The sequence below is a fragment of the Sphingobacterium sp. UBA1897 genome, from assembly GCF_002337775.1.
GTDB lineage: Bacteria > Bacteroidota > Bacteroidia > Sphingobacteriales > Sphingobacteriaceae > Sphingobacterium > Sphingobacterium siyangense.
This window is the reverse complement of sequence record NZ_DDGR01000031.1, coordinates 262,544-283,120: the sequence shown is the minus strand read 5'-3', so window position 1 is coordinate 283,120 and position 20,577 is coordinate 262,544. Positions and strand designations below refer to the sequence as shown.

The window sequence follows — 20,577 nt, the reverse complement described above, 5'->3', positions numbered from 1 at the left end:
CATATGCACTTCCACGCTTGTTAAGAATCATTTCCTTTTTCTTGGATAAAGATTTAACAGACCCTTCAAGGAGGTGTGTATGCTTCTCTTTTTACTTAGCAATTTCTTTTTGAACCCTTAAAATCTGATATATTATGTCTTCAAACAAAAATTTAAAATTCGAAACTCTTCAGGTTCACGCTGGCCAAGTCGCTGACCCTACTACGGGATCTAGAGCAGTTCCTATATATCAAACAACATCTTTTGTATTTGAAAATGCCGAACACGGCGCAAACTTATTTGCATTAAAGCAGTTCGGCAATATTTATACACGGATTATGAATCCTACCACGGATGTTTTCGAACAACGTATTGCGGCACTGGAAGGTGGAGTCGCGGCTGTTGCTGTCGCATCTGGCCAGGCGGCACAGTTTATTGCATTAAATAATATCTTGGAAAGTGGTGACAATTTTGTTGCCGGATCCAACTTATACGGCGGTACATTCAACCAGTTTAAAGTTTCTTTTAAACGTCTGGGCATCGAAGCTCGATTTGCAACGGACGCCGAGGCAGATAAAATTGAAGCCCTCATTGATGATAAAACAAAGGCCATCTATGTTGAAACAATTGGAAACCCAAGTTTCAATATTCCAGACTTTGAGAAAATTGCTGCAGTAGCAAAAAAATATGACTTACCGTTAATCGTCGATAATACTTTTGGAGCTGGGGGATATTTATTTAAACCTTTGGAGTATGGTGCGAATGTGGTGGTTGAATCGGCTACTAAATGGATCGGTGGACATGGTACAAGCATTGGTGGTGTCATCGTCGACGGCGGAAACTACAATTGGGGCAATGGAAAATACCCTCAATTTTCCGAACCATCTGAAGGCTATCATGGCTTAGTTTTTTCCGAAGTTTTCGGTGAAGGCGGACCGTTTGGAAATATTCAATTTGCCATTCGGGCACGTGTGGAAGGGCTTCGGGATTTCGGACCAGCACTCTCCCCTTTCAATTCATTCTTATTACTACAAGGACTTGAAACCCTGTCTTTGCGGGTGCAACGCCATGTAGACAACACTTTAGAGATAGCTAAATGGCTTGAGGCGCATCCACAGGTAGAAAAAGTAAACTATCCGGGCTTAAAAAGCTCTCCGAGCTTCGCTAACGCACAAAAATACCTTAAAAATGGCTATGGTGCAGTGCTTTCTTTCCAGCTCAAAGGTGACGCAGCACAAAAGGCCAATAGCTTTATCGACAGCTTAGAATTGATCAGTCACCTGGCCAACGTCGGTGATACGAAGTCATTGATTATCCATCCAGCAGCGACTACTCACCAACAATTGAGTGATGAAGATCAAGCCAATGCTGGAGTGTTCAAAGGTTTATTACGTCTTTCTGTAGGAATAGAACATATTGATGACATCAAAGCTGATTTACAACAAGCTTTTGATAAAATTAAATAATCAGATTTTTTCGGCTTAAACTTAAACGTAAAATGAGTAAGCATATTTATCTGCACCCGGAGCCTTTTGTATTTGAAAATGGAAGAGAGCTTACTGATTTACAAATCAGTTATGAAACATTTGGCAAACCCAACGCTGATCGCAGTAATGTGATCTGGGTTTGCCATGCACTAACGGCCAATGCAGATGTACTGGATTGGTGGTCAGGTCTTTTTGGAACAGGTGAATTATTTGATTCAAACGATTATTATATTATCTGCGCCAATGTCATAGGATCAGCATATAATAGCAGTAATCCGCTATCTGTAAACCCAGCTACTGGACAGCCTTACTACCTATCTTTTCCTGAATTTACAGTAAGAGATTTGATCAACGCACATCAATTTCTTGCAGACCACCTGGATATCAAACAAATAGAGATCCTTATTGGGGGCTCATTGGGCGGTCAACAAGCATTGGAATGGGCCGTATCACACAGTATAGCCATCAACCATCTAATCGTCGTTGGAACAAATGCCGTCCATTCACCATGGGGTATTGCATTCAATGAAAGTCAACGTCTTGCCATTACTACTGATCGAACCTTTTATGCGAATCATCCCGATGGCGGAGCTAAGGGTCTAAAAGTTGCACGCGCTATGGCACTGTTGTCTTACCGCAACTATACAACGTATGCCAACACACAAAAGGAGGATGATAACGAAAAACTCGATCATTATAAAGCATCCTCCTATCAAAACTATCAGGGTGAAAAATTGGTAAAACGCTATAATGCGTACAGCTATTACTTCCTAACCAAAGCAATGGACAGCCATAATTTAGGTCGTGGAAGAAAATCTATCGAATCCGCTTTAGCGAGCATCGACTGTCCAACTTTAGTGCTGAGCGTCAATACAGATTTGTTGTTTCCTCCACAAGAGCAACAATTCATCGCTCAACATATTCCGAATGCCCACTATCAGGAGATCGAATCTACTTATGGCCACGATGGGTTTTTGATCGAAACAAAAAAACTCACGAAAATCATCAGCAGCTTTCTGCGGAAACAAAAAGAATACATCAACGAATTAGTATAAGAGAATAAATAATATATAAGAGAATTTAAGAAGAGATATGAGTAATAAATTAACAATAGGGATGTTTGGGTTTGGTGTAGTAGGCCAAGGTCTTTACGATATCATCAAAACCAAAAACCTTAATCTGGAGATCAAGAAATTTGTCATTAAAAACGGAGATAAAAAGCGCTCGCTACCAGCAGATCTATTTTCTACCGATGCCGAAACAATTTTAGGTGACCCAGAAATTAATACTGTTGTCGAACTAATAGATGATGCCGAAGCAGCCTATCAACTAACTGTTCGTGCCTTGAAATCGGGAAAAAATGTGGTATCTGCCAATAAAAAAATGATTGCAAGCCATTTGGAAGAGCTGGTTGATATCCAACATGAATACGGCACCAGTTTATTGTATGAAGGTGCCGTTTGCGGAAGTATTCCCATTATACGGAATTTAGAAGAGTACTATGACAATGAATTACTTCATTCTGTCAGCGGTATTTTTAATGGATCTTCTAACTATATTTTATCTAAAGTTTTCAATGAAAACCAGCAATATACAGACGCTTTAAAGAAAGCGCAAGAACTTGGTTTTGCAGAGACAGATCCAACCCTTGATGTAGGTGGATTTGACCCAAAATTTAAAGTATGTATTGTTGCTTCCCATGCGTACGGAATCTATATCAAACCAGACGATGTCTTTAATATTGGTATTGACAAATTGGGACAACAAGATATTCGTTTTGCTAAAGAAAAGAACCTCAAGATCAAATTGATACCAACAGCAAAAGAGATCGACGGCAACAAAGTTGTACTTTATGTATTACCACGCCTAGTAGGCAAAGACAGCATGCTCTATAATGTGGAAAATGAGAACAATGGTGTATTGGTAAAAGCGGCCTTTGCAGACGAACAATTTTTCTATGGCAAAGGAGCCGGCGGCCACCCGACGGGTTCTGCTGTACTATCGGATATCGCTGCCCTTCGCTATGGATACCGTTATGAATATAAAAAACATTTAGAATCCAGCACATTAAATTATAGCCAAGATTATTTAATTAAGGTTTATTTGAGATACACCGATGATACACTGATTGAAAAGTTAAATTTCAGTGAAATCACAGAACGATATTACGCACCAGATTTCAAATATGTCATAGGGCATATTAATCTTCAACAAATCGCAGCTCACAAAGCCGATTTGGATCAAGAGGGCAATTTTATTGCTGAAATCGCGTAGGCAATCAACAAACCAACCTACCTTGAAAATAGCCCCGAATGGGGCTATTTTTTTATTGCTTAAATCTAGTTGCCTTTCAACTTGAGGTCTAAAATCCCACCTTCTACCAGGCGTTCAAAAGGAAGCTGCCAACCTTTCCACGGGCGGTTATTCAACCGAACCTGATCAACAATATAACTATTGGGTTGCTCCTTCTTCACCTGAATGATAAATTTATTTTTTCTTAATTTCTCCGGTAATTTTATCGTTACCCGATCGAAAAGTGGCGAGCCAATCTGAAGCGCGGGCTTCTCGGTGGTGAGACTTCGCACATCGAATAGACCAATACTCGACAAGACATACCATGCTCCAAGCTGTCCTTGGTCTTCGTCTTGTCCGTAGCCATAGCCATGTATTGCATCATTACCATAAAACTCATTGCAAATTGCCCGTACCCATTTCTGACTTAAATCAGGTCTACCAGAAAAATAGAATAGCCAGGAGATATGCAGGTTTGGTTGATTACCATGATTATAAAGACTTTCAATCCCTGCGAAAGCGTCAATTTGTGTACCACCTCCAAACACATTCTTCTGCGACACCGTAAAAATACTATCCAACCGTTGATTAAACAGGTCCTTTCCAACCAGTTTAACCAATTCTTGTGGGACATGCGGAACATAGAAGGTATACTGCCAAGCATTTCCCTCCTGAAATCCACGCCATGGTTCATAAGGGTTAAAGTTTGAAATAAATCGTCCAGTAGTATCCTTTGGTCGCATAAACTTCGTCGTGATATCGTACAGATTGCGCCATCCATCGGATAATCCCTGAAATTTAATGTAGTCTTTTTGATGCCCCAATGATTTTGCAAACTGTGCGGCTGCAGCAGCAGAAAAAGCATATTCCAAGGTATGCGAAGCACCAAATGGAGATCCATTGGTCATTAATTCGGGACTACCATTATCATCTTTTATATAGGGTGAATAGCCCTTGCGAACGAAAACTCCTACATCTAACTTTCCTGCTCCAGGCAGACGGCCCTTCGCTTCCAATTCATTTTTACGCACCGCGGCATAGGCAAGATTTACATCATAGTCACGAATACCCACATTATACGCCGCTGCAATTGCCAAACCTGTAAAATTAGTCCCTACACCCGAAACGTATTTACTGTTGGCAATACCGTCTCCTAACCAACCTGCATCGCGATAGACTAACAATTGACTCTGAATCCAGTCGTTGTAATAGTCCGGATACGCAATGGACCATAACTGTGTCAAATTCCAAAATGCACCCCAGATCGCATCGGTATTATAATGATGATGAATAGGTTTCCCCTGTTTATTTAGAGCAATCTGCCCTACCGAGCCATCATTTTTGGGGTATGCACCATTGACGTCGCTTGCAAGCCCACGACCAAGTAAAGCATGATACAATCCAGTATAAAATTTAATGCGGTCGTCCACTTTGCCCCCTTCCACCAAAATTCTTCCCAGTTCGCTATTCCAGGTTTGCAAGGCATTTTTCTTTGCCGTATCAAACGACATATCTTTTGCTTCTTTAAGCAAATTCAGTTGCGCATTTTCCACAGATGTATAAGACAAACCGGTCTTGACTTCGATAGATTCCCCTACCTGGGTATCAAATTTCAGGAACAAGCCAGCCCCTTTTCCCTTTATACGACTATGTTGATCGAAAGTTGTGGAATCTCTAAATGTCCCAAAAGATTTAGGCTGTTTGTTTATCTCCGCGAAGAAAAACATCTTAACGTGAGCACCCTGCTGATATTTTTGTACGTATACAGGGTTGGTAACCACATATCCCCAGACGTGCTTTTTGTCATAATTCACTTCAGCATCAACGACCGGGCCACTTTCCCCCATAACATGGCCAATATCGAAAATAAGGTTGGCTTCTTCAGTTTTTGGAAAAGTATACCGATGAAAACCGACGCGCTTGGTTGCAGTGAGCTCCGCAAGTATATTATAATCTTTTAACTTGACGCGGTAATAGCCAGAAGTAGCAAACTCATCTTTCTTATCGAAAGCAGAACGATAGCCGCTTTGTGGACGATCAAGTTGACCAGGAGTTGTCTTCAATTTTCCAACGGACGGTGCAAATACCACTCCGCCTACTTGGAATTCGTGAAAATTAGCGAATCCTTCTATTGACCCATGCCTATCATCGTACCCCACAGCTTCCCAGCCTGACTTGTTCCCATAGCTTCCATTTGTGCTCGGAGCGAGCTTAGCCATTCCAAAAGGTACTGCTGCTGGTGTATAAAAGAAATACCGGCTATGAACGGATCCAATATTAGGTTTTACAAAAACGGTCAAATCTGTTTTTTGCTGTGCAAAAACAGCCGTCGTACTAACAAATAAACTACAAAAATAATAAATGATACGCTTTACCATTGTTCTCAATTAGGTTCTACAGCAAACTTACAAAAAAAATGACTATGTATAAACATTAGCTCTATTTTGTTACGCGATTTAACTACGGAAAAGGCCTCACCATAATGCCCAAATTTGTAAAATTTTAAATACTAACCAAATAAAACGTTATTAAAGCTTAAATACTGACATTTTTCCATAACTTTGATTGTACATACATACTAAAAATATAACCAGTAAATAAATTCAAAAAACACACATTGGACGGCTGATCTTCGATCAAAAGCCCTGAAGTAGATGAAAATTACAATAAAACCACAATGAAAAAAAACACCCTATTTTTTAGTCTAATACTTCTGTTACTCGGAACCCAACTAGCTGCACAACAAACAAAACCCGACGGTATAACTCAACTTAAGTTGGCAAAAAGCATTCTCGCGGATCAAAACTTAAAATATGTCGACAGCCTTGCCCGAGAGGTCATCAAAGAAGGTTTCAATGCTGGAAGTGGCTACTCACAGATTTGGGCCAGGGATCTCAATACATTTATTGAAACCGCCTTGGAAGAGCGGTCCCAAGCGGACATTAGAGGGGCCATTTTAGTATTCTTTCAGATGCAACAGCCTAATGGTGAAATGGTAGACGGCTATGTCCTTAAGAAGGATTTTACCTGGCACGATGACACACCTTATTATTCAGAAAATGCGCCAGGCCATGTTGGATTTAAAAATACAGTAGAAACAGACCAGGAAACGTCACTCATCCAACTGCTCGGTAAATATATCCGGAACACAAAGGATTACAGTATCCTGGAGGAGTCTATCGGTGGAATTTCTGTCAAAGATCGCATCCAACTCATGTTGGATTATTTGAAAAGAGAACGGTTCAACCACAAGTATCAATTGCTTTGGGGTGCGATGACGGCAGATTGGGGAGATGTACAACCCAACGATAGCTTTGGTTGTGACTGGAATGAACTCTCCAATGAGGCGATCGATATTTATGACAATGCGATGTTTATTATTGCATTGCAGACATTGATTGATATTCAGCCCAACTCTCCGAAGGTGACAGAATGGAAGGGATTAAAAAAGAGTCTCGAAACAAACAGTAGACGTCATTTATGGGATAAGAAAAAACAAAAATTCATCCCTCATATCTACCCTAAGACATCTCCTATCCCAAAAGGATTTGATGAAAATACGATTCATTATCATGGGGGCACCGCCATCGCGATAGAAGCCGGCTTACTTTCCCTTTCAGAAATAAAAACAGTTAATACGCAAATGCTGGAAAACGTGCGGTTATCTGGCATGCCGAGTATTGGATTGACCTTATACCCGACCTATCCGGTTGGATTTTTCATCGGAGGAATGGCTCAGCCTTACCAATACCAAAATGGTGGTGATTGGACTTGGTTCGGCGGACGGATGATCCAGCAACTCGTTTCAAACGGTTTTTATCAAGAAGCCTATGCAGAACTTCAACCGATGATCGATCGGGTTGTGAAAAACAAAGGATTTTACGAATGGTATGGTCAAAATAACGTCCCTAGCGGATCAGGAAAATTCAAAGGTTCAGCAGGAGTGCTCAGTAAAGCAATAGCGCTCCTAGAAAACTGGGCAGAAACTACCGTAGAAAAGAATCATTAAAAGAAAAGAATAAATACATTAGCTATTCACTCGTCCTATCATCCTTTTTGACTGGATAATAGGATGAGTGAATTACTTAATAATCTCTTCTGCTTTCAACAGTATAGGTAAAACTTTCCGCACGGTAGAACCCTAAATTATATTCAATTGGCTTTCCAGATTGGTCAAATACAAACCGCTTGCGGGACAAAATAGGATCACCGATATTAATCTCCAATTTATCCGCTATAAATTTATTTGCAGCCATTGCATCCAGTTCTTCCTGAGAAAGATCTGCAACGACATGATAATCGGCTTCTAAGATTTCATATAGAGGCCGCTTAAAATCTTCATCGCCGTTTAAACCTATACGTGGATGGAAATAAGAGATAAAATAAACAAATGGGTCATCTTTCTTTCCTCTCAGACGTTCTAGTTTTAACAGCTTCTGATCCTCATCTACATTAAAAAACTTCGAAACAGCTTTATCCGGAACAACCCAGCTGACGTGAAGTTCAAAATTCTTCACCTCAATCCCACGATTTTTCATCTCTTGTGAGAAACTCAACCAATTTTTGGATTTTGAACTGAATTTAGAACTAGCCACCTTCGTTCCTATCCCCTTCTTTCTAATTAGCAGCTCCTCATATACCAGTTTATTGATCGCTAAACGCAAAGTAGAACGGGAAATTGCCAATCTTTTTGCTAATTCAATTTCATTGGGTAATAATTTCCCCTCTATATATTCAGGCTGCTTAATTAATTCGCGTAACAAATTCTCAGCTTGTATATGCAGCGGAACAGGACTTTTATGATCTATTTTTAAATTCATCATTTGGATTGCTTGTGCTAAAATAAGATTTTTTGCATAATTAAAAAAATAGATATATGTTTGTATGTATATACATATTAATATAAACCGCAGATGTCAAAGAGATTTATCATCATTTTATGTATCGTTTCACTTGGAGGACTCCTTTTCGGTTTCGATATGGCTGTAATTGCCGGTGCTTTGCCGTTGGTGAAGCAATTTTTCGGGCTATCTCCTGCTCAAGAGGGCGTTTTTGTCAGTTCAGCTTTGCTAGGCTGTATTGTTGGTGTATTTTTCACAGGACCATTAACAGATAAATACGGCCGAAAACCAGCCTTTGTTACTGCGGCCCTGCTTTTTTTATTCTCAGCAATTGGCTGTGGATTCAGTCCTTCTTACAGCATATTGATTGCGAGTAGAAGCATTGGGGGCCTGGGTGTTGGAATAGCCTCAATTGTTGTGCCCTTATATCTCGCGGAAATATCGCCAAGCAAATTTAGAGGAAGATCAGTCACCTGTTACCAGCTCGCTATTACATTCGGTATCTTATTTGCCTATATCAGCAATTACCTGATTCTTGAATATACCTCCGCCCAGCAAAATGAACTGTGGCGAACTATGTTTTTAGTTGGCGCAATACCGGCTTTATTGTTATGCATTGGAGTTTACTTTATTCCTGAAAGTCCGCGTTGGCTTTCTAAAAATGGACGAGACACTGAAGTTGCAGCGATCAGTGCCACATTAGGACTATCGGATATACAAGAGGTCAGCCATGTTTCCTCGAAAGGAAATCTACGTGATCTGTTCTCTCCTATTTATCGCAAGGCCTTTCTATTGGGCTTATTCCTCCCTTTATTTTCACAGCTCAGTGGAATCAACGCAATTGTTTATTATGGTCCGAGCATATTGCTTGAATCAGGTATTTCATTAAACAATTCCTATCATGCCCAGTTATTCTTTGGAGCCGCCAATGTGCTATTTACTTTCTTCGCAATCTGGAAGGTTGATAATTGGGGCAGACGTCCCTTATATCTTTTGGGGACTGTAGGTGCTACCCTGAGTTTGCTGGTTACTGGTTATCTTTTTAATCAAGGTCAAGTCAATAATATCGCATTGATTATCGCGATACTTTCCTTCTTATTTTTCTTTGCTTTTTCCATTGGCCCACTAAAATTTGTCGTCGCAGCCGAAATTTTCCCTAATGCCATCCGGGCTCGTGCCATGGGTATCAGTATTATGGTGATGTGGATTTCCGATGCGATCGTGGGGCAACTAACGCCTATTCTTCTCGCTTCCTGGGGCGCCCGCTATACGTTCTGGTTGTTTGCATTTTTCTGTGCCATCGCATTCCTTGTTGTACTTGGATTTCTTCCAGAAACGAAGGGCAAACCTTTGGAGGAGATCGAAAAATTCTGGATTGAAAAACACAACAAAAAATCAACAGACAAGTAAACAAAAAGCTATTTATTCAACATCATTCATTTGCAATAAAAATTACATCAATATGTATTCTAATACTCAAACAAAACCTTTTCAGTACGAAATCGCTCCGACGTTTCCAGTCCAAGGAAACTTATCAAATTCTTACCAAGATCTTGTTGCACATCTCATTACGCATAATATACATAGCATTGATGGTTTTGTAGGTGTTAACTGGGGCACAATCATCCCCAACCTAAAGCAAGAATTTGAAAAACAGGGCATAGCCACACGATTTATTGCGATGGATTCTGCCTTAAAATCGGAATCAGCCATCCAGGATATTGTCTCCCCCTACCTAGGCGGCAATGACCCATTGTTCGGAAAAAAGGCCGGGATTCAGCTCATTGAATACTTTGATACTAAAAAGCTAACGGATTTTCAAACAATACTAGCGAACTCCAATTCAAAACAAGGTGAATATACCATCTTTTATGGTCCTGGAGCATCATTAGTTGATACGTCTAGTCAACTGATGTTTATTGATCTGCCCAAAAATGTGCTTATTCAACGCATGCGTGCTGGCGAAGCTTTAAATTTAGGCTGTTCAACACAAACCAATCAAAAGGAAACCTATAAGCGTTATTATTTTGTCGACTGGGAAATATTGAACCGACATAAAAGATCCATTCTGTCCCGTGTCGAAATTCTTGCCGATCAACAATCATCACACAACTTACCATGGATTACAGGGAAAGATCTACACAATACTTTGCAGGCCATGTCCAAAAATTACTTCCGCGTACGACCAACTTTTGAACCCGGAGTATGGGGTGGACAGTGGATGAAAGAGCACCTTACGGGCATCGATCAGGATGTCAAAAACTATGCGTGGTCCTTCGAAATGATTGTCCCAGAAAATGGTATTTTGCTCGAAGCAGATGGACATACTCTCGAAATTTCATTCGATCAATTGATGTTTCAAGAAAGTGCCAATGTACTCGGTCATGCACAGCAACGTTTCGATGTTGAATTCCCAATACGCTTCAATTTCCTGGATACCTTTGATGGCGGCAACCTATCCATTCAATGTCACCCCAGTCCAGCTTATGCAAAAGCAGAATTTGGAGAAAACTTCACACAGGACGAATCATATTATATCGTTGATAGAAAAGAAGACGCGCAAGTGTATCTGGGCTTTCAGCAAACAATTGATGCAGACAAATTTCGCTCAGCTTTAGAAGAGAGCTTCCATAGCGGAATAGCTATGGATATCGAGCAATACGTTCAAAAATTCGAATCCAAGAAACACCAGTTATATTTGATTCCACATGGTACCGTACATTCTTCCGGCGTGAACAATCTCGTACTCGAAATCAGTGCAACACCTTATAATTATACCTTTAAAATGTACGACTGGGTGCGTCCCGATTTAGATGGGAAACCACGTCCATTAAATATCGATAGAGCATTCGCTAACCTCAATTTTAGCCGGAAAGGTGATGTCGTAAAAAACACACTGCTATCTCAGCCCAGTGAAAAAGTCCTTGATGCGCAAACAACAAGAATACATTTGCCAACGCATGAAGATCATTTCTACGATGTTTTTAGATACGAATTCGATCAGAATGTTTCGATTGAAACGCAGGGACAGTGTCATATCATGATGCTTGTCGAGGGCGAGGCAATTGAGCTGACGACAGCAAATGGCATGAAAAGGGTCTTCCATTATGCCGAGACTTTTGCCGTTCCTGCTGCTGCTGGGTCCTATACATTGCGTAATTTAGGAAACGGTAAGGCCAAGGTTATCCAATCTTTTGTCAAAGAATCCAAATGTTAATCAAACCATTTATTATAAACAAACAGCACAATGAGAACTATATTTTTTGCATTATCTTCATCGCTCCTATTACTGTCCTGCCAAAACGCGGGCAGTAAAGTTTCTACGAACAATTTACAAGACAGCATCCAAAAAGATAGCAGTTTCCATATTGTCAAAGATATGGCTACGAACATCATCAAAAGCGGATTCAATGCGGGGGATGGATACAGTGAGGTATGGATTAGAGATTACAACACATTTATCACCTTAGCAACAAAAGTACATCCCCATGAACAGATCAAAGATCAATTGGCTTTGTTCTTTAAACTACAAGGTTCTGATGGTAATATTGCCGACGGTTTTGTCAAAAAGTCCAGCTTAAAAAATGGCGTATCGGACTATTACACAATCACCAGCTCCTTGGCTCCTGATTATGCTGCACATAAAAACACCGTTGAAACAGACCAGGAATCTTCTTTAATTCAAGCGGTACACAAATATATCGTTGCTACTAAAGACAAAGCTTTTCTCAATGAAAAAATTGGTGATACAACTGTAAAGGATCGCATGGAACATGCTTTGCAATTTTTATTGGACAAACGTTATAATGATACTTATGGTTTACTTTGGGGTGCAACCACGGTTGATTGGGGCGACGTTCAACCCGAGCATGACTGGGGTGTACATCTAGATGAAAATTCGCATATTGCTTTGGACATCTACGACAATGCGATGTTTTTGATCGCCCTTGACAACTACATGGATCTACTTCCTGAGAAAAAAGAAAAATGGGGAAAAATCAGAGCTTCCATAGCAAGTAACACCATGAAACACCTTTGGGATGAAAAGAACCAAAAGTTTATTCCCCATATTTATATCAAAGGCTCTCCATTTGCAGCTGATTTTGATGAAAATCAAATCTATTATCATGGAGGAACAGCTATCGCTATTGAGGCAAATTTACTCAGCAAAGAGCAAATAAAAGTTTCATTGGATAAAATGATTAAAAATGTAAAAGACGCTGGTGCGGCAACAATTGGACTCACCGTGTACCCAACTTATCCTGCAGGTTCATTTAAAAACAAGGGCATGTATCCGTATGGTTATCAAAATGGTGGGGACTGGACCTGGTTCGGTGGGCGTATGATTCAGCAGCTCGTTAAAAATGGTTTTCAACAGGAAGCTTATGAGCAAATACAGCCGATGCTTGCCCGTGTTATCAAAAATAAAGGTTTTTATGAATGGTACACAAAAGATAATAAACCAGAAGGTTCAGGAACTTTTAGAGGTGAAGCAGGCGTGCTTTACGATGCTATCGAATTACTAGAACATGCTGGCACGAAATAAAAACAGCTTATCGCGATGTAAAAAGAGCAGCAGGAAATTTCCTGCTGCTCTTTTTTCTGAAAGTGTCTAATCTTATTGGCCAGAAAGAACCTTCAGTTTGCTTTCATTGCTGTTGGTGCCTACGAAGTCATGAAGGTTTTATTTGAAATCGTCACCTTAGCATTCCTATTTTATATTACGCTAAAGCCTTTTCCGCATTCTCCTTTGTATACTCGTTTCCTATCCGCTAAAATATCCTGTTTATTTTCCTTAAATTACTTGTCTATGTCGCCAAGTTGTTAAATTGTACAAGAGCATTCCATTTGGATCGCGGATTTTCATCGTGTAGCCGCCAGGTCCAATAACAGCTCAAAACCTGATTGTATCGGTTTCAATAAAAGGCAAACTATAATTACCAGTATCTGCCTTAATCTTAGCATTCAACTGCTTTATTGCAGCGACTTCCTGATTTAGCGTCTTATAGAGATAGAGGTTCTTTAAACTCGGAAGCTCGTTCAGTTTTGATAGACCTTTTGATGTAACTTTTGTGCCTGTCAGATTCAAATACGTTAATTTTGACAGGCCTTTCAGCTGGCTCAATCCAGCATCGGAAATTTTTGTATTTTCCAGATGTAGACGGGAAAGAATGGGCATTGCCGAAAGTGTTGAAAAAGCAAGATCTGTAACAGCCGTATTTCCTAATTTCAGCTGTACAATATTATCCTTAATGGCCAACAACTCCTGTAGGTCCTTGTCATTAAATTGAGGATAATTAATCGCATTAACCAACACGAAGTTATTATCTCTTGCAACTTGGATGATCTTAATCCCCTTAGCCTGCCAAGCATCAACTTTATCTTTTGGCAAAGAAGGTGCTGCTGGTAGATCAGCATACAATACAGCAGACTCCTCTTTTTCTCCTGTTTCCAATTTTTTCAACAAATGAGCTATTTCCTCCGTTTGTGGTATTTCATGCACTTTTTTATCAAAATTGGCTCCTTGATCAATCCACCAGGCAATCAATTTTATCTGATCAGCAGTTATCGGTGTACGGCCTTTAGGGGGCATACGTTTCTTATGTCCCTCGGGCAACACCAATCGGGCATATAATTCACTCTTTTTCGAATCATTTGCATTTAGTACTGTACCGTTCTCTCCTCCTTTTAACAAATTCTCTTTTGTATCCAATGCCAGCCCCCCTTCCTGCTTTCTTTGCCCGTGGCAGCTTTGACAACGCTGTTTTAGAATAGGTTGAATAATTCCCTTATAGGCTTCTGCTTCCTGCGCATTTTGAACGATAAGAACCTCCTCTTTAGCTTCCTCCGTTTTAAACAGCTTTTTAAGTGCTACTGGCATCGCTTCCACAAAGTAACCCTTTCCATGTGTCAGTGTTCCACCGTAGTGTCCGGTCACCCCAATTAAGAGCACCAGGATGAAAAAAAGCCAAAAGCGAAATGCACCAGAAGATTCTTTACGATAAAGAAACCAAAGCCATAAACTACTGATAGCCACGGCAATTCCCAGCCACTTGTGATAGCTCAGGACATCCTCCTCATAACCTCCATTTCGTGAAAGCAGATAACCCGATAAAGCAGCTACTATAGCAGCGATAGTCCCTAGGAATAAGGAGAGCTTAATAGCAGGCAAATACATATCACCGTCTTTAAACCGAGTCCTAATTGCCATAACAAAAGCCAACAATAATATGCCGATCGGTAAATGGACCAAAAGCGGGTGAAATCGTCCCAAAAAGCCCAATAATTCATCAAAGAAAACTATCATTCTTTATATCTGTCTTTGAGTAAATGCAACATATAAACATTGATTGACCATTGATCGGCCACCGGTTGTTGTGTAAATGGTAATGTGGGTAAATAACCCGCTGGACCAAACTCGGTCGTTATGGTCAATAACTTCACCCCATTTTCCTTGTGCTTAGCAACAACTTTATCCCACCAGGTCAAATGTTGTGCAACGATACTCTTCCATTCAGGAGCCGCAGGGTCATTGACTTGTGGTCCTTCAGGATGCCCAATTCGTGCATGAATGTGCTCCGTTCTGGAAAGTGCTTTTGTTACAGCCTCGGGCTGATCAGAAAGCATTGATTCGTGCACATTGCACCAATGCGAGATATCCAATGCAAGTTGTAAGGTCGGAATCTTCTCTAAATATTCTTTTGTCACATGAGCTGCAAAACTAAATCTTCCGCGATGAGTCTCATGATAAACGGGGATATGGTACTTATTTTTAGCTGCATCAGCAAGCTCAATCAATGTTTTATTCTGCTCAAACGAGTAATAATCTTTACCTGTATGGCAATTGATATAATCGGGTTTCAGCTGTGCTGCTTCATCCAAATTACGCTTAAAACTTTGTTTATATTCCTCGTAAGTTCCGCCTGATCCGCCTGAAAGCAATCCTAAACTCAATCCATATTTATATAATGCATCAATCATCTCCTTGCGCTCATTTGGACTACCAGGCAACCAGGATTCAACACCATCGTAACCAGCATTTTTCACCCGGAGACAGAACGCATCCCAGGAATCGCTATTTCCCCAATTGGTGCAATAATATTTAATGTGTAACTGCTGGGCAGTCATGGATAGAAAACTGCTCATAAATAAAATTAATACTAGAAATTGTTTCATATTTTTAAATTATAGCTTGAATAAGTTCACCCTCCACATCTGTCAATCGGAATGGCCTTCCTTGAAAATCGTAAGTAAATTTCTCATGATCAAAACCCAAAAGGTGGAGCATAGTCGCATGGACATCGTGTACAGAACTGCGCCCCTCTACCCCCGCGAACCCGATATCATCGGTTTGACCGTAACTTATGCCATTACGAACTCCCCCGCCTGCCATCCAGATGGTATAGGCGTCTGTATGATGATCGCGTCCCAGGAATGGCATATCGCTGTTGTCCCTATTTTCTTGCATCGGTGTACGTCCAAATTCCCCTCCCCACACGACTAGTGTTTCTTCCAGCAAACCACGTTGTTTTAGATCCATAATCAATGCGGTCATTGGTCGATCTATCTCCCGGCATTTATTTTTAAAGCCAAGATCAATCGAATCTGCGGGATTTGTACCGTGACTGTCCCAACCCCAATCAAATAACTGAACGAATCGTACCCCCTGTTCTACGAGTTTCCGAGCCAAGAGGCAATTATTGGCAAACGATTCTTTACCCGGCTCAGTTCCGTACAATTCGTGAATATAAGCAGGTTCATTATTGATGTCCATCACTTCAGGAACTGCAACCTGCATTTTATAAGCCATCTCATATTGTGCAATCCGCGACAAGGTTTCTGGGTCTCTAAAGGTATCGTATTCTGTTTTGTTGACGTTATTTATGGCATCAATCAAATCACGCTTCATATCCCTTCCCATCCCTTCAGGATCGGCAATATATAATACGGGATCACCTTTTGAACGACATTGAACGCCCTGGTATACCGATGGTAAAAATCCACTTCCCCAGACACTTTTTCCTGCATCCGGTGTTTTACCTCCCGATGTTAACACAACAAATCCGGGTAAATTGCTATTTTCAGATCCCAGGCCATAAGTTACCCATGAACCAATGCTTGGCCGGCCGAGACGGGCACTTCCCGTATGCATAAACAATTGCGCTGGACCGTGATTGAACTGATCGGTATGCACGGCCTTCAGAAAACTCACTTCATCAACAACTTTACTAAAGTGAGGCAAATGATCTGATACCCAAGCTCCACTTGCTCCATACTGTTTAAAAGTAGCCTGTGGCCCCAACATTTTTGGAACCCCACGAATAAAGGCAAATTTCTTTCCTGCGAGCAAGGACTCCGGGCAAGGTTGATTATGTAATTTCTGCAATGCAGGCTTGTAATCAAATAACTCCAATTGCGACGGAGCACCGGCCATATGCAGATAAATTACACTTTTAGCCTTACCAGGAAAATGAGGAGGCTTGGGTACCAGCGGATTGAGAGCATTCAGATCCAACTTTTCTGCTGATTTTGACTGTCCCCATCCATTACAACTCGTCAGCAAACTACCCAAAGCAATACCTCCGATACCTGCCACACAATCCTTTAGGAAATGTCTTCTTGTGACAGCCTGCAATTCAAATTGTTGCGCTTCTTTTATTAGCTTATTTAGATCTTTCATCTGACTATCATTACGTATGAACGGGCTGTGTCGCTAATTTTGTAGTTCGCAGCTTTAGCTCATTTCGGTTTATATTCTTATTATTTCATAGGCCTTACCCTTCTTAACAAGAGACTTCGTTTTCATACGAAAGCCCTTATTCAGAAGTTTCAGTCCATATTTATGATTTCGTTAAAAATTCGTCCAGATTCAACACGGCATTGGCAACAAGCATGTAGGCAGCTTTTGAAGGCAGGACCTTTACATTGCTTTTTGCTAAATCTTCATTCAAAAATTTGGCTGCCGAATCAGGCTTTTTGCTGAAATCAATCAACGCTTTTTGATAAAGATGTTCCAGCTCTTTGAGTTTCTTTTCATCGGCATCCTTCAACATTGCACGTTTATAACCGACACGGATACCATTTCTAAGGTTTCCATTTCCCTCCTTTTCCATAATAGCCCCCAAATGTTTAGCCGCTTCGAGGTAAACAGGATCGTTTAATGTAGCGAGCGCTTGTAGCGGTGTATTGGTACGGATACGGTCGACCAAACAAACCTCCCGACTAGAAGCATCGAAAGAAACAAAGGAAGGATAGGGACTCGTACGCTTTAAAAACGTATAGATGCCTCTTCGGTATTGATCTTCTCCAGCACTTTTCACCCAGGACTCACCGCTATATACAGTCATCCATACCCCATCCGGTTGGTATGGCATTACACTTGGTCCGTACATTTTATTGCTGAGCAATCCACTTACGGCTAAAGCCTGATCACGAATCTGTTCGGCAGATAATCTAAAGCGAGGTCCCCTTGCCAAATAATAATTCTGTGGATCCTTTTCAAAATTGGAATTGTTCAAGCTAGAGGACTGCTTATAAGTTCCGGATAATACCATCTCGCGGATCAATTTTTTAACGCTCCACTTTTTGGTATTCATCAGATCTAGGGCAAGATAATCTAGTAATTCTCGGTGAATCGGCGGAATACTCTGTGTGCCCATATCTCCCAATGGTTCAACAAGCCCCCGACCAAATAGTTGAGCCCATACGCGATTAACTAAAGTTCGCGCTGTCAATGGGTTTTCCTTGCTGACAATCCACTGCGCAAACCCCAAACGATTGCGTTGAGCCCCCTTCGGGAAACTATTCAGTGATGCCGGAACTGTAGGCTGCACTTCCGCACCTAGCGACAGGCGGTTACCACGTATAAATACGTTTGTCTTACGATGCATGTCTTTGGGATTTTCAATCATGATTGGTACTCCCTCAGGTTGCATGTTGACCAACTGGAGAAAAGTCTTTTGAAAATTCATATTATCCAGTGACTTTTCATGTGGAAAGTTCTCGCGAAATGCAAACCATTCAATCATGCAGATCGGCTGTCCATGAGCGACAGATGGATTCTTGAAAACCAGATATAAGTCATGTACACCACGAGTCGCACTTATGGGAGACTGAATAACCTGTCTTCCATTCGTACTCGGCAAATCAATAACGGCAAGTATTGGTCCGCTAAGTTTATCCAAGTGAATTTCCAATTTTCCACCTACCGCACCTGTCCAGAAATTCATGAAGAATTGCTGTTTATTATCCAGGTTTATTGCCCTTAATCGAGCCGATCCTCCAGTTCGCACCCCCAACCATTTCGTATCATAAAGCGCACCATCTACGATTTGGTCGCTGTAATGCGCATGGACTTTGGGCTCAAGGGTGTGAAGGAATAGATCTGTTGATTTTACCAAGCTTGCATTTCCTGTCGTCGACAACCACCTCTTTATACTGTCAATTCGCTTTTCATCCTGTGTAGTATAAAAACGCAGTTTAGGATGATCACCTTGGGTATCTTCATCTCTGGTGTTGTTAAAAAAAGCTAACGATTTATAATATTCTTCAAATTTAAACGGATCATAAGTATGACTATGACATTGCACGCATTCGAAGGTCGTACTCAACCATACTTGATAAGTTGTATTTAAACGATCCAAAACCGCAGCCATCCGAAATTCCTCGCTATCGGTCCCGCCTTCATCATTATTCATGGTATTGCGATGGAAGGCGGTTGCGATAAGCTGATCCTTGGTTGGCTCCGGCAGCAAATCCCCGGCAAGCTGTTCAATCGTAAATTCATCATAAGGCATGTCCTTGTTTAAGGCCTTGATGACCCAGTCCCGATAAGTCCATATCGTGCGCGAGCCATCCTTTTCGTAGCCCTTCGTATCGGCATATCGTGCCATATCCAACCACCAACTCGCCCACTTTTCGCCATATTTCTGAGAAGCCAACAGACTGTCTACCCGCCGGGTATAAGCATCATCACGCTGGTCTGCTTCAAAGGCTTGAATCTCCGCCAACGAGGGTGGGATACCAATTAGATCCAAATACACTCTTCGGAGCAACAATGCTTTATCGGCTTCATCTGCAAAGGACAATTTCTTCTCCTTCATCTTATCCAAAACAAAAAAATCTATCGTATTGTTCACCCCTTTGGGCTTTACACCAAATATACTGAGCAACGAAAAAGGTTTAGGGACCTCCGTTTCCTTAGGTGTTGTATAGGCCCAATGCTCTCCCCACTTAGCTCCTTCATCGATCCATCTTTTGAGTATATCAATTTCATCGTCATTCAGTTTAGGGGCATTGTAAGGCATACGCAATTCAGGATCATCGGAAATCAGTCTCTTTACCAGTTCACTGTGTTCGCCATCGCCACGAATAATTGCTGATTTGCCTGACTCGGCTTTGGCGAATGCCTCATTTTCAAAAAGAAAACTTAAACCACCATTTTTTTTAACCCCACCATGGCACGTGATACAATGTTTATTCAATATCGGTTTAACATCAGCGCTAAAATCAACTGGCTCTTTTTTTCCAAAAGTCAAAATGCTTGTACCAATAAGCACAAGCGCCAATAATATTAGCACCAAAATCTTTTTTTTCATAGCCTGGGGATATATCTATTCTGTATTATTTTAGGTTTATGCACTAAACGAAATGAATAATGATTATTTTCTTCGTTAAGTGGAGCCGAAACTATTCCATAAATGTGCTCGTTTCGAGTAGGATAAAATTAGAGAACAACACTGGATTATACTAAAACTAGATTAACAGAAACATAAACAATATTACCCCTTGCCCTTGCGAGATTTTCTGGACACTATAGACCCACCTGCTCAAAAGGTTGATTTAAGACAGCATAACGTACTTTCCTTGGTTAAACAGCAGACAATAAAACAACACTTTTGCGACATATTTATTCGAATCAAAAAGTATAACAATTTCGATACGAATTAACTTTTTTAGTTTTCTGCACTGCATACAAC

The 20,577-nt window shown here is 40.8% G+C and carries 13 protein-coding genes; 7 read left to right on the top strand and 6 right to left on the bottom strand.

Annotated features, from left to right (window positions below; genetic code table 11):
* The first annotated feature begins 134 nt into the window (after positions 1-134).
* From B4N43_RS21930 to B4N43_RS21920, 3 genes are read left to right on the top strand one after another with little or no spacing between them, the layout of a single operon-like run.
* Positions 135-1,445 (top strand): O-acetylhomoserine aminocarboxypropyltransferase/cysteine synthase family protein, encoded by a 1,311-nt coding sequence (locus tag B4N43_RS21930; protein ID WP_088162035.1) that lies wholly within the window; start codon positions 135-137, stop codon positions 1,443-1,445.
* Between the two features lie 32 nt (positions 1,446-1,477).
* Entirely contained in the window at positions 1,478-2,521 is a 1,044-nt protein-coding gene (locus tag B4N43_RS21925; protein WP_286736201.1) for a homoserine O-acetyltransferase family protein, read from the top strand.
* 37 nt (positions 2,522-2,558) lie between these two features.
* Positions 2,559-3,740 (top strand): homoserine dehydrogenase, encoded by a 1,182-nt coding sequence (locus B4N43_RS21920; protein WP_286736200.1) that lies wholly within the window; start codon positions 2,559-2,561, stop codon positions 3,738-3,740.
* Positions 3,741-3,805: 65 nt separating this feature from the next.
* Here the strand turns inward: B4N43_RS21920 and B4N43_RS21915 are convergent, their stop codons facing one another.
* On the bottom strand, positions 3,806-6,136 hold the full coding sequence (locus tag B4N43_RS21915) for a GH92 family glycosyl hydrolase (RefSeq protein WP_286736199.1): 2,331 nt from the start codon (positions 6,134-6,136) through the stop codon (positions 3,806-3,808).
* A 299-nt stretch (positions 6,137-6,435) separates the two neighbouring features.
* Between B4N43_RS21915 and B4N43_RS21910 the strand changes: the two genes are divergently transcribed.
* On the top strand, positions 6,436-7,767 hold the full coding sequence (locus tag B4N43_RS21910; protein ID WP_286736198.1) for a hypothetical protein: 1,332 nt from the start codon (positions 6,436-6,438) through the stop codon (positions 7,765-7,767).
* A 76-nt stretch (positions 7,768-7,843) separates the two neighbouring features.
* Here B4N43_RS21910 and B4N43_RS21905 read toward each other — a convergent pair whose 3' ends face one another.
* Positions 7,844-8,581: a GntR family transcriptional regulator gene (locus tag B4N43_RS21905; protein WP_232475551.1), complete on the bottom strand. Its 738-nt coding sequence runs from the start codon at positions 8,579-8,581 to the stop codon at positions 7,844-7,846.
* Positions 8,582-8,671: 90 nt separating this feature from the next.
* On the opposite strand from B4N43_RS21905, the gene B4N43_RS21900 reads away from it, so the two are divergent.
* From B4N43_RS21900 to B4N43_RS21890, 3 genes are read left to right on the top strand one after another with little or no spacing between them, the layout of a single operon-like run.
* A complete protein-coding gene (locus B4N43_RS21900) occupies positions 8,672-10,009 on the top strand; it encodes a sugar porter family MFS transporter (RefSeq protein WP_286736197.1) in 1,338 nt (445 codons plus the stop codon).
* Positions 10,010-10,061: 52 nt separating this feature from the next.
* Positions 10,062-11,816, top strand: a complete 1,755-nt coding sequence (locus B4N43_RS21895; RefSeq protein WP_286736196.1) for a class I mannose-6-phosphate isomerase — start codon at positions 10,062-10,064, stop codon at positions 11,814-11,816.
* Positions 11,817-11,846: 30 nt separating this feature from the next.
* Entirely contained in the window at positions 11,847-13,145 is a 1,299-nt protein-coding gene (locus tag B4N43_RS21890) for an amylo-alpha-1,6-glucosidase (protein WP_088162041.1), read from the top strand.
* A 348-nt stretch (positions 13,146-13,493) separates the two neighbouring features.
* Here the strand turns inward: B4N43_RS21890 and B4N43_RS21885 are convergent, their stop codons facing one another.
* From B4N43_RS21885 to B4N43_RS21870, 4 genes are all read right to left on the bottom strand, one after another.
* A complete protein-coding gene (locus B4N43_RS21885; protein WP_286736195.1) occupies positions 13,494-14,906 on the bottom strand; it encodes a c-type cytochrome domain-containing protein in 1,413 nt (470 codons plus the stop codon).
* Entirely contained in the window at positions 14,903-15,775 is an 873-nt protein-coding gene (locus B4N43_RS21880) for a sugar phosphate isomerase/epimerase family protein (RefSeq protein WP_286736194.1), read from the bottom strand. Before B4N43_RS21880 ends, B4N43_RS21885 begins: the two co-directional genes overlap by 4 nt.
* A 4-nt stretch (positions 15,776-15,779) precedes the next feature.
* The gene (locus tag B4N43_RS21875; protein WP_145327095.1) at positions 15,780-17,279 is read right to left on the bottom strand and encodes a DUF1501 domain-containing protein; all 1,500 of its coding nucleotides are present in this window, start codon (positions 17,277-17,279) and stop codon (positions 15,780-15,782) included.
* Between the two features lie 160 nt (positions 17,280-17,439).
* Positions 17,440-20,196: a DUF1553 domain-containing protein gene (locus B4N43_RS21870; RefSeq protein WP_286736193.1), complete on the bottom strand. Its 2,757-nt coding sequence runs from the start codon at positions 20,194-20,196 to the stop codon at positions 17,440-17,442.
* Between the last annotated feature and the right edge of the window lie 381 nt (positions 20,197-20,577).

Coding starts and splice junctions, on each gene's coding strand:
- B4N43_RS21930 (WP_088162035.1), top strand. CDS start 135: ATGTCTTCAAACAAAAATTTAAAATTCGAAACTCTTCAGGTTCACGCT.
- B4N43_RS21925 (WP_286736201.1), top strand. CDS start 1,478: ATGAGTAAGCATATTTATCTGCACCCGGAGCCTTTTGTATTTGAAAAT.
- B4N43_RS21920 (WP_286736200.1), top strand. CDS start 2,559: ATGAGTAATAAATTAACAATAGGGATGTTTGGGTTTGGTGTAGTAGGC.
- B4N43_RS21915 (WP_286736199.1), bottom strand. CDS start 6,136: ATGGTAAAGCGTATCATTTATTATTTTTGTAGTTTATTTGTTAGTACG.
- B4N43_RS21910 (WP_286736198.1), top strand. CDS start 6,436: ATGAAAAAAAACACCCTATTTTTTAGTCTAATACTTCTGTTACTCGGA.
- B4N43_RS21905 (WP_232475551.1), bottom strand. CDS start 8,581: ATGATGAATTTAAAAATAGATCATAAAAGTCCTGTTCCGCTGCATATA.
- B4N43_RS21900 (WP_286736197.1), top strand. CDS start 8,672: ATGTCAAAGAGATTTATCATCATTTTATGTATCGTTTCACTTGGAGGA.
- B4N43_RS21895 (WP_286736196.1), top strand. CDS start 10,062: ATGTATTCTAATACTCAAACAAAACCTTTTCAGTACGAAATCGCTCCG.
- B4N43_RS21890 (WP_088162041.1), top strand. CDS start 11,847: ATGAGAACTATATTTTTTGCATTATCTTCATCGCTCCTATTACTGTCC.
- B4N43_RS21885 (WP_286736195.1), bottom strand. CDS start 14,906: ATGATAGTTTTCTTTGATGAATTATTGGGCTTTTTGGGACGATTTCAC.
- B4N43_RS21880 (WP_286736194.1), bottom strand. CDS start 15,775: ATGAAACAATTTCTAGTATTAATTTTATTTATGAGCAGTTTTCTATCC.
- B4N43_RS21875 (WP_145327095.1), bottom strand. CDS start 17,279: ATGAAAGATCTAAATAAGCTAATAAAAGAAGCGCAACAATTTGAATTG.
- B4N43_RS21870 (WP_286736193.1), bottom strand. CDS start 20,196: ATGAAAAAAAAGATTTTGGTGCTAATATTATTGGCGCTTGTGCTTATT.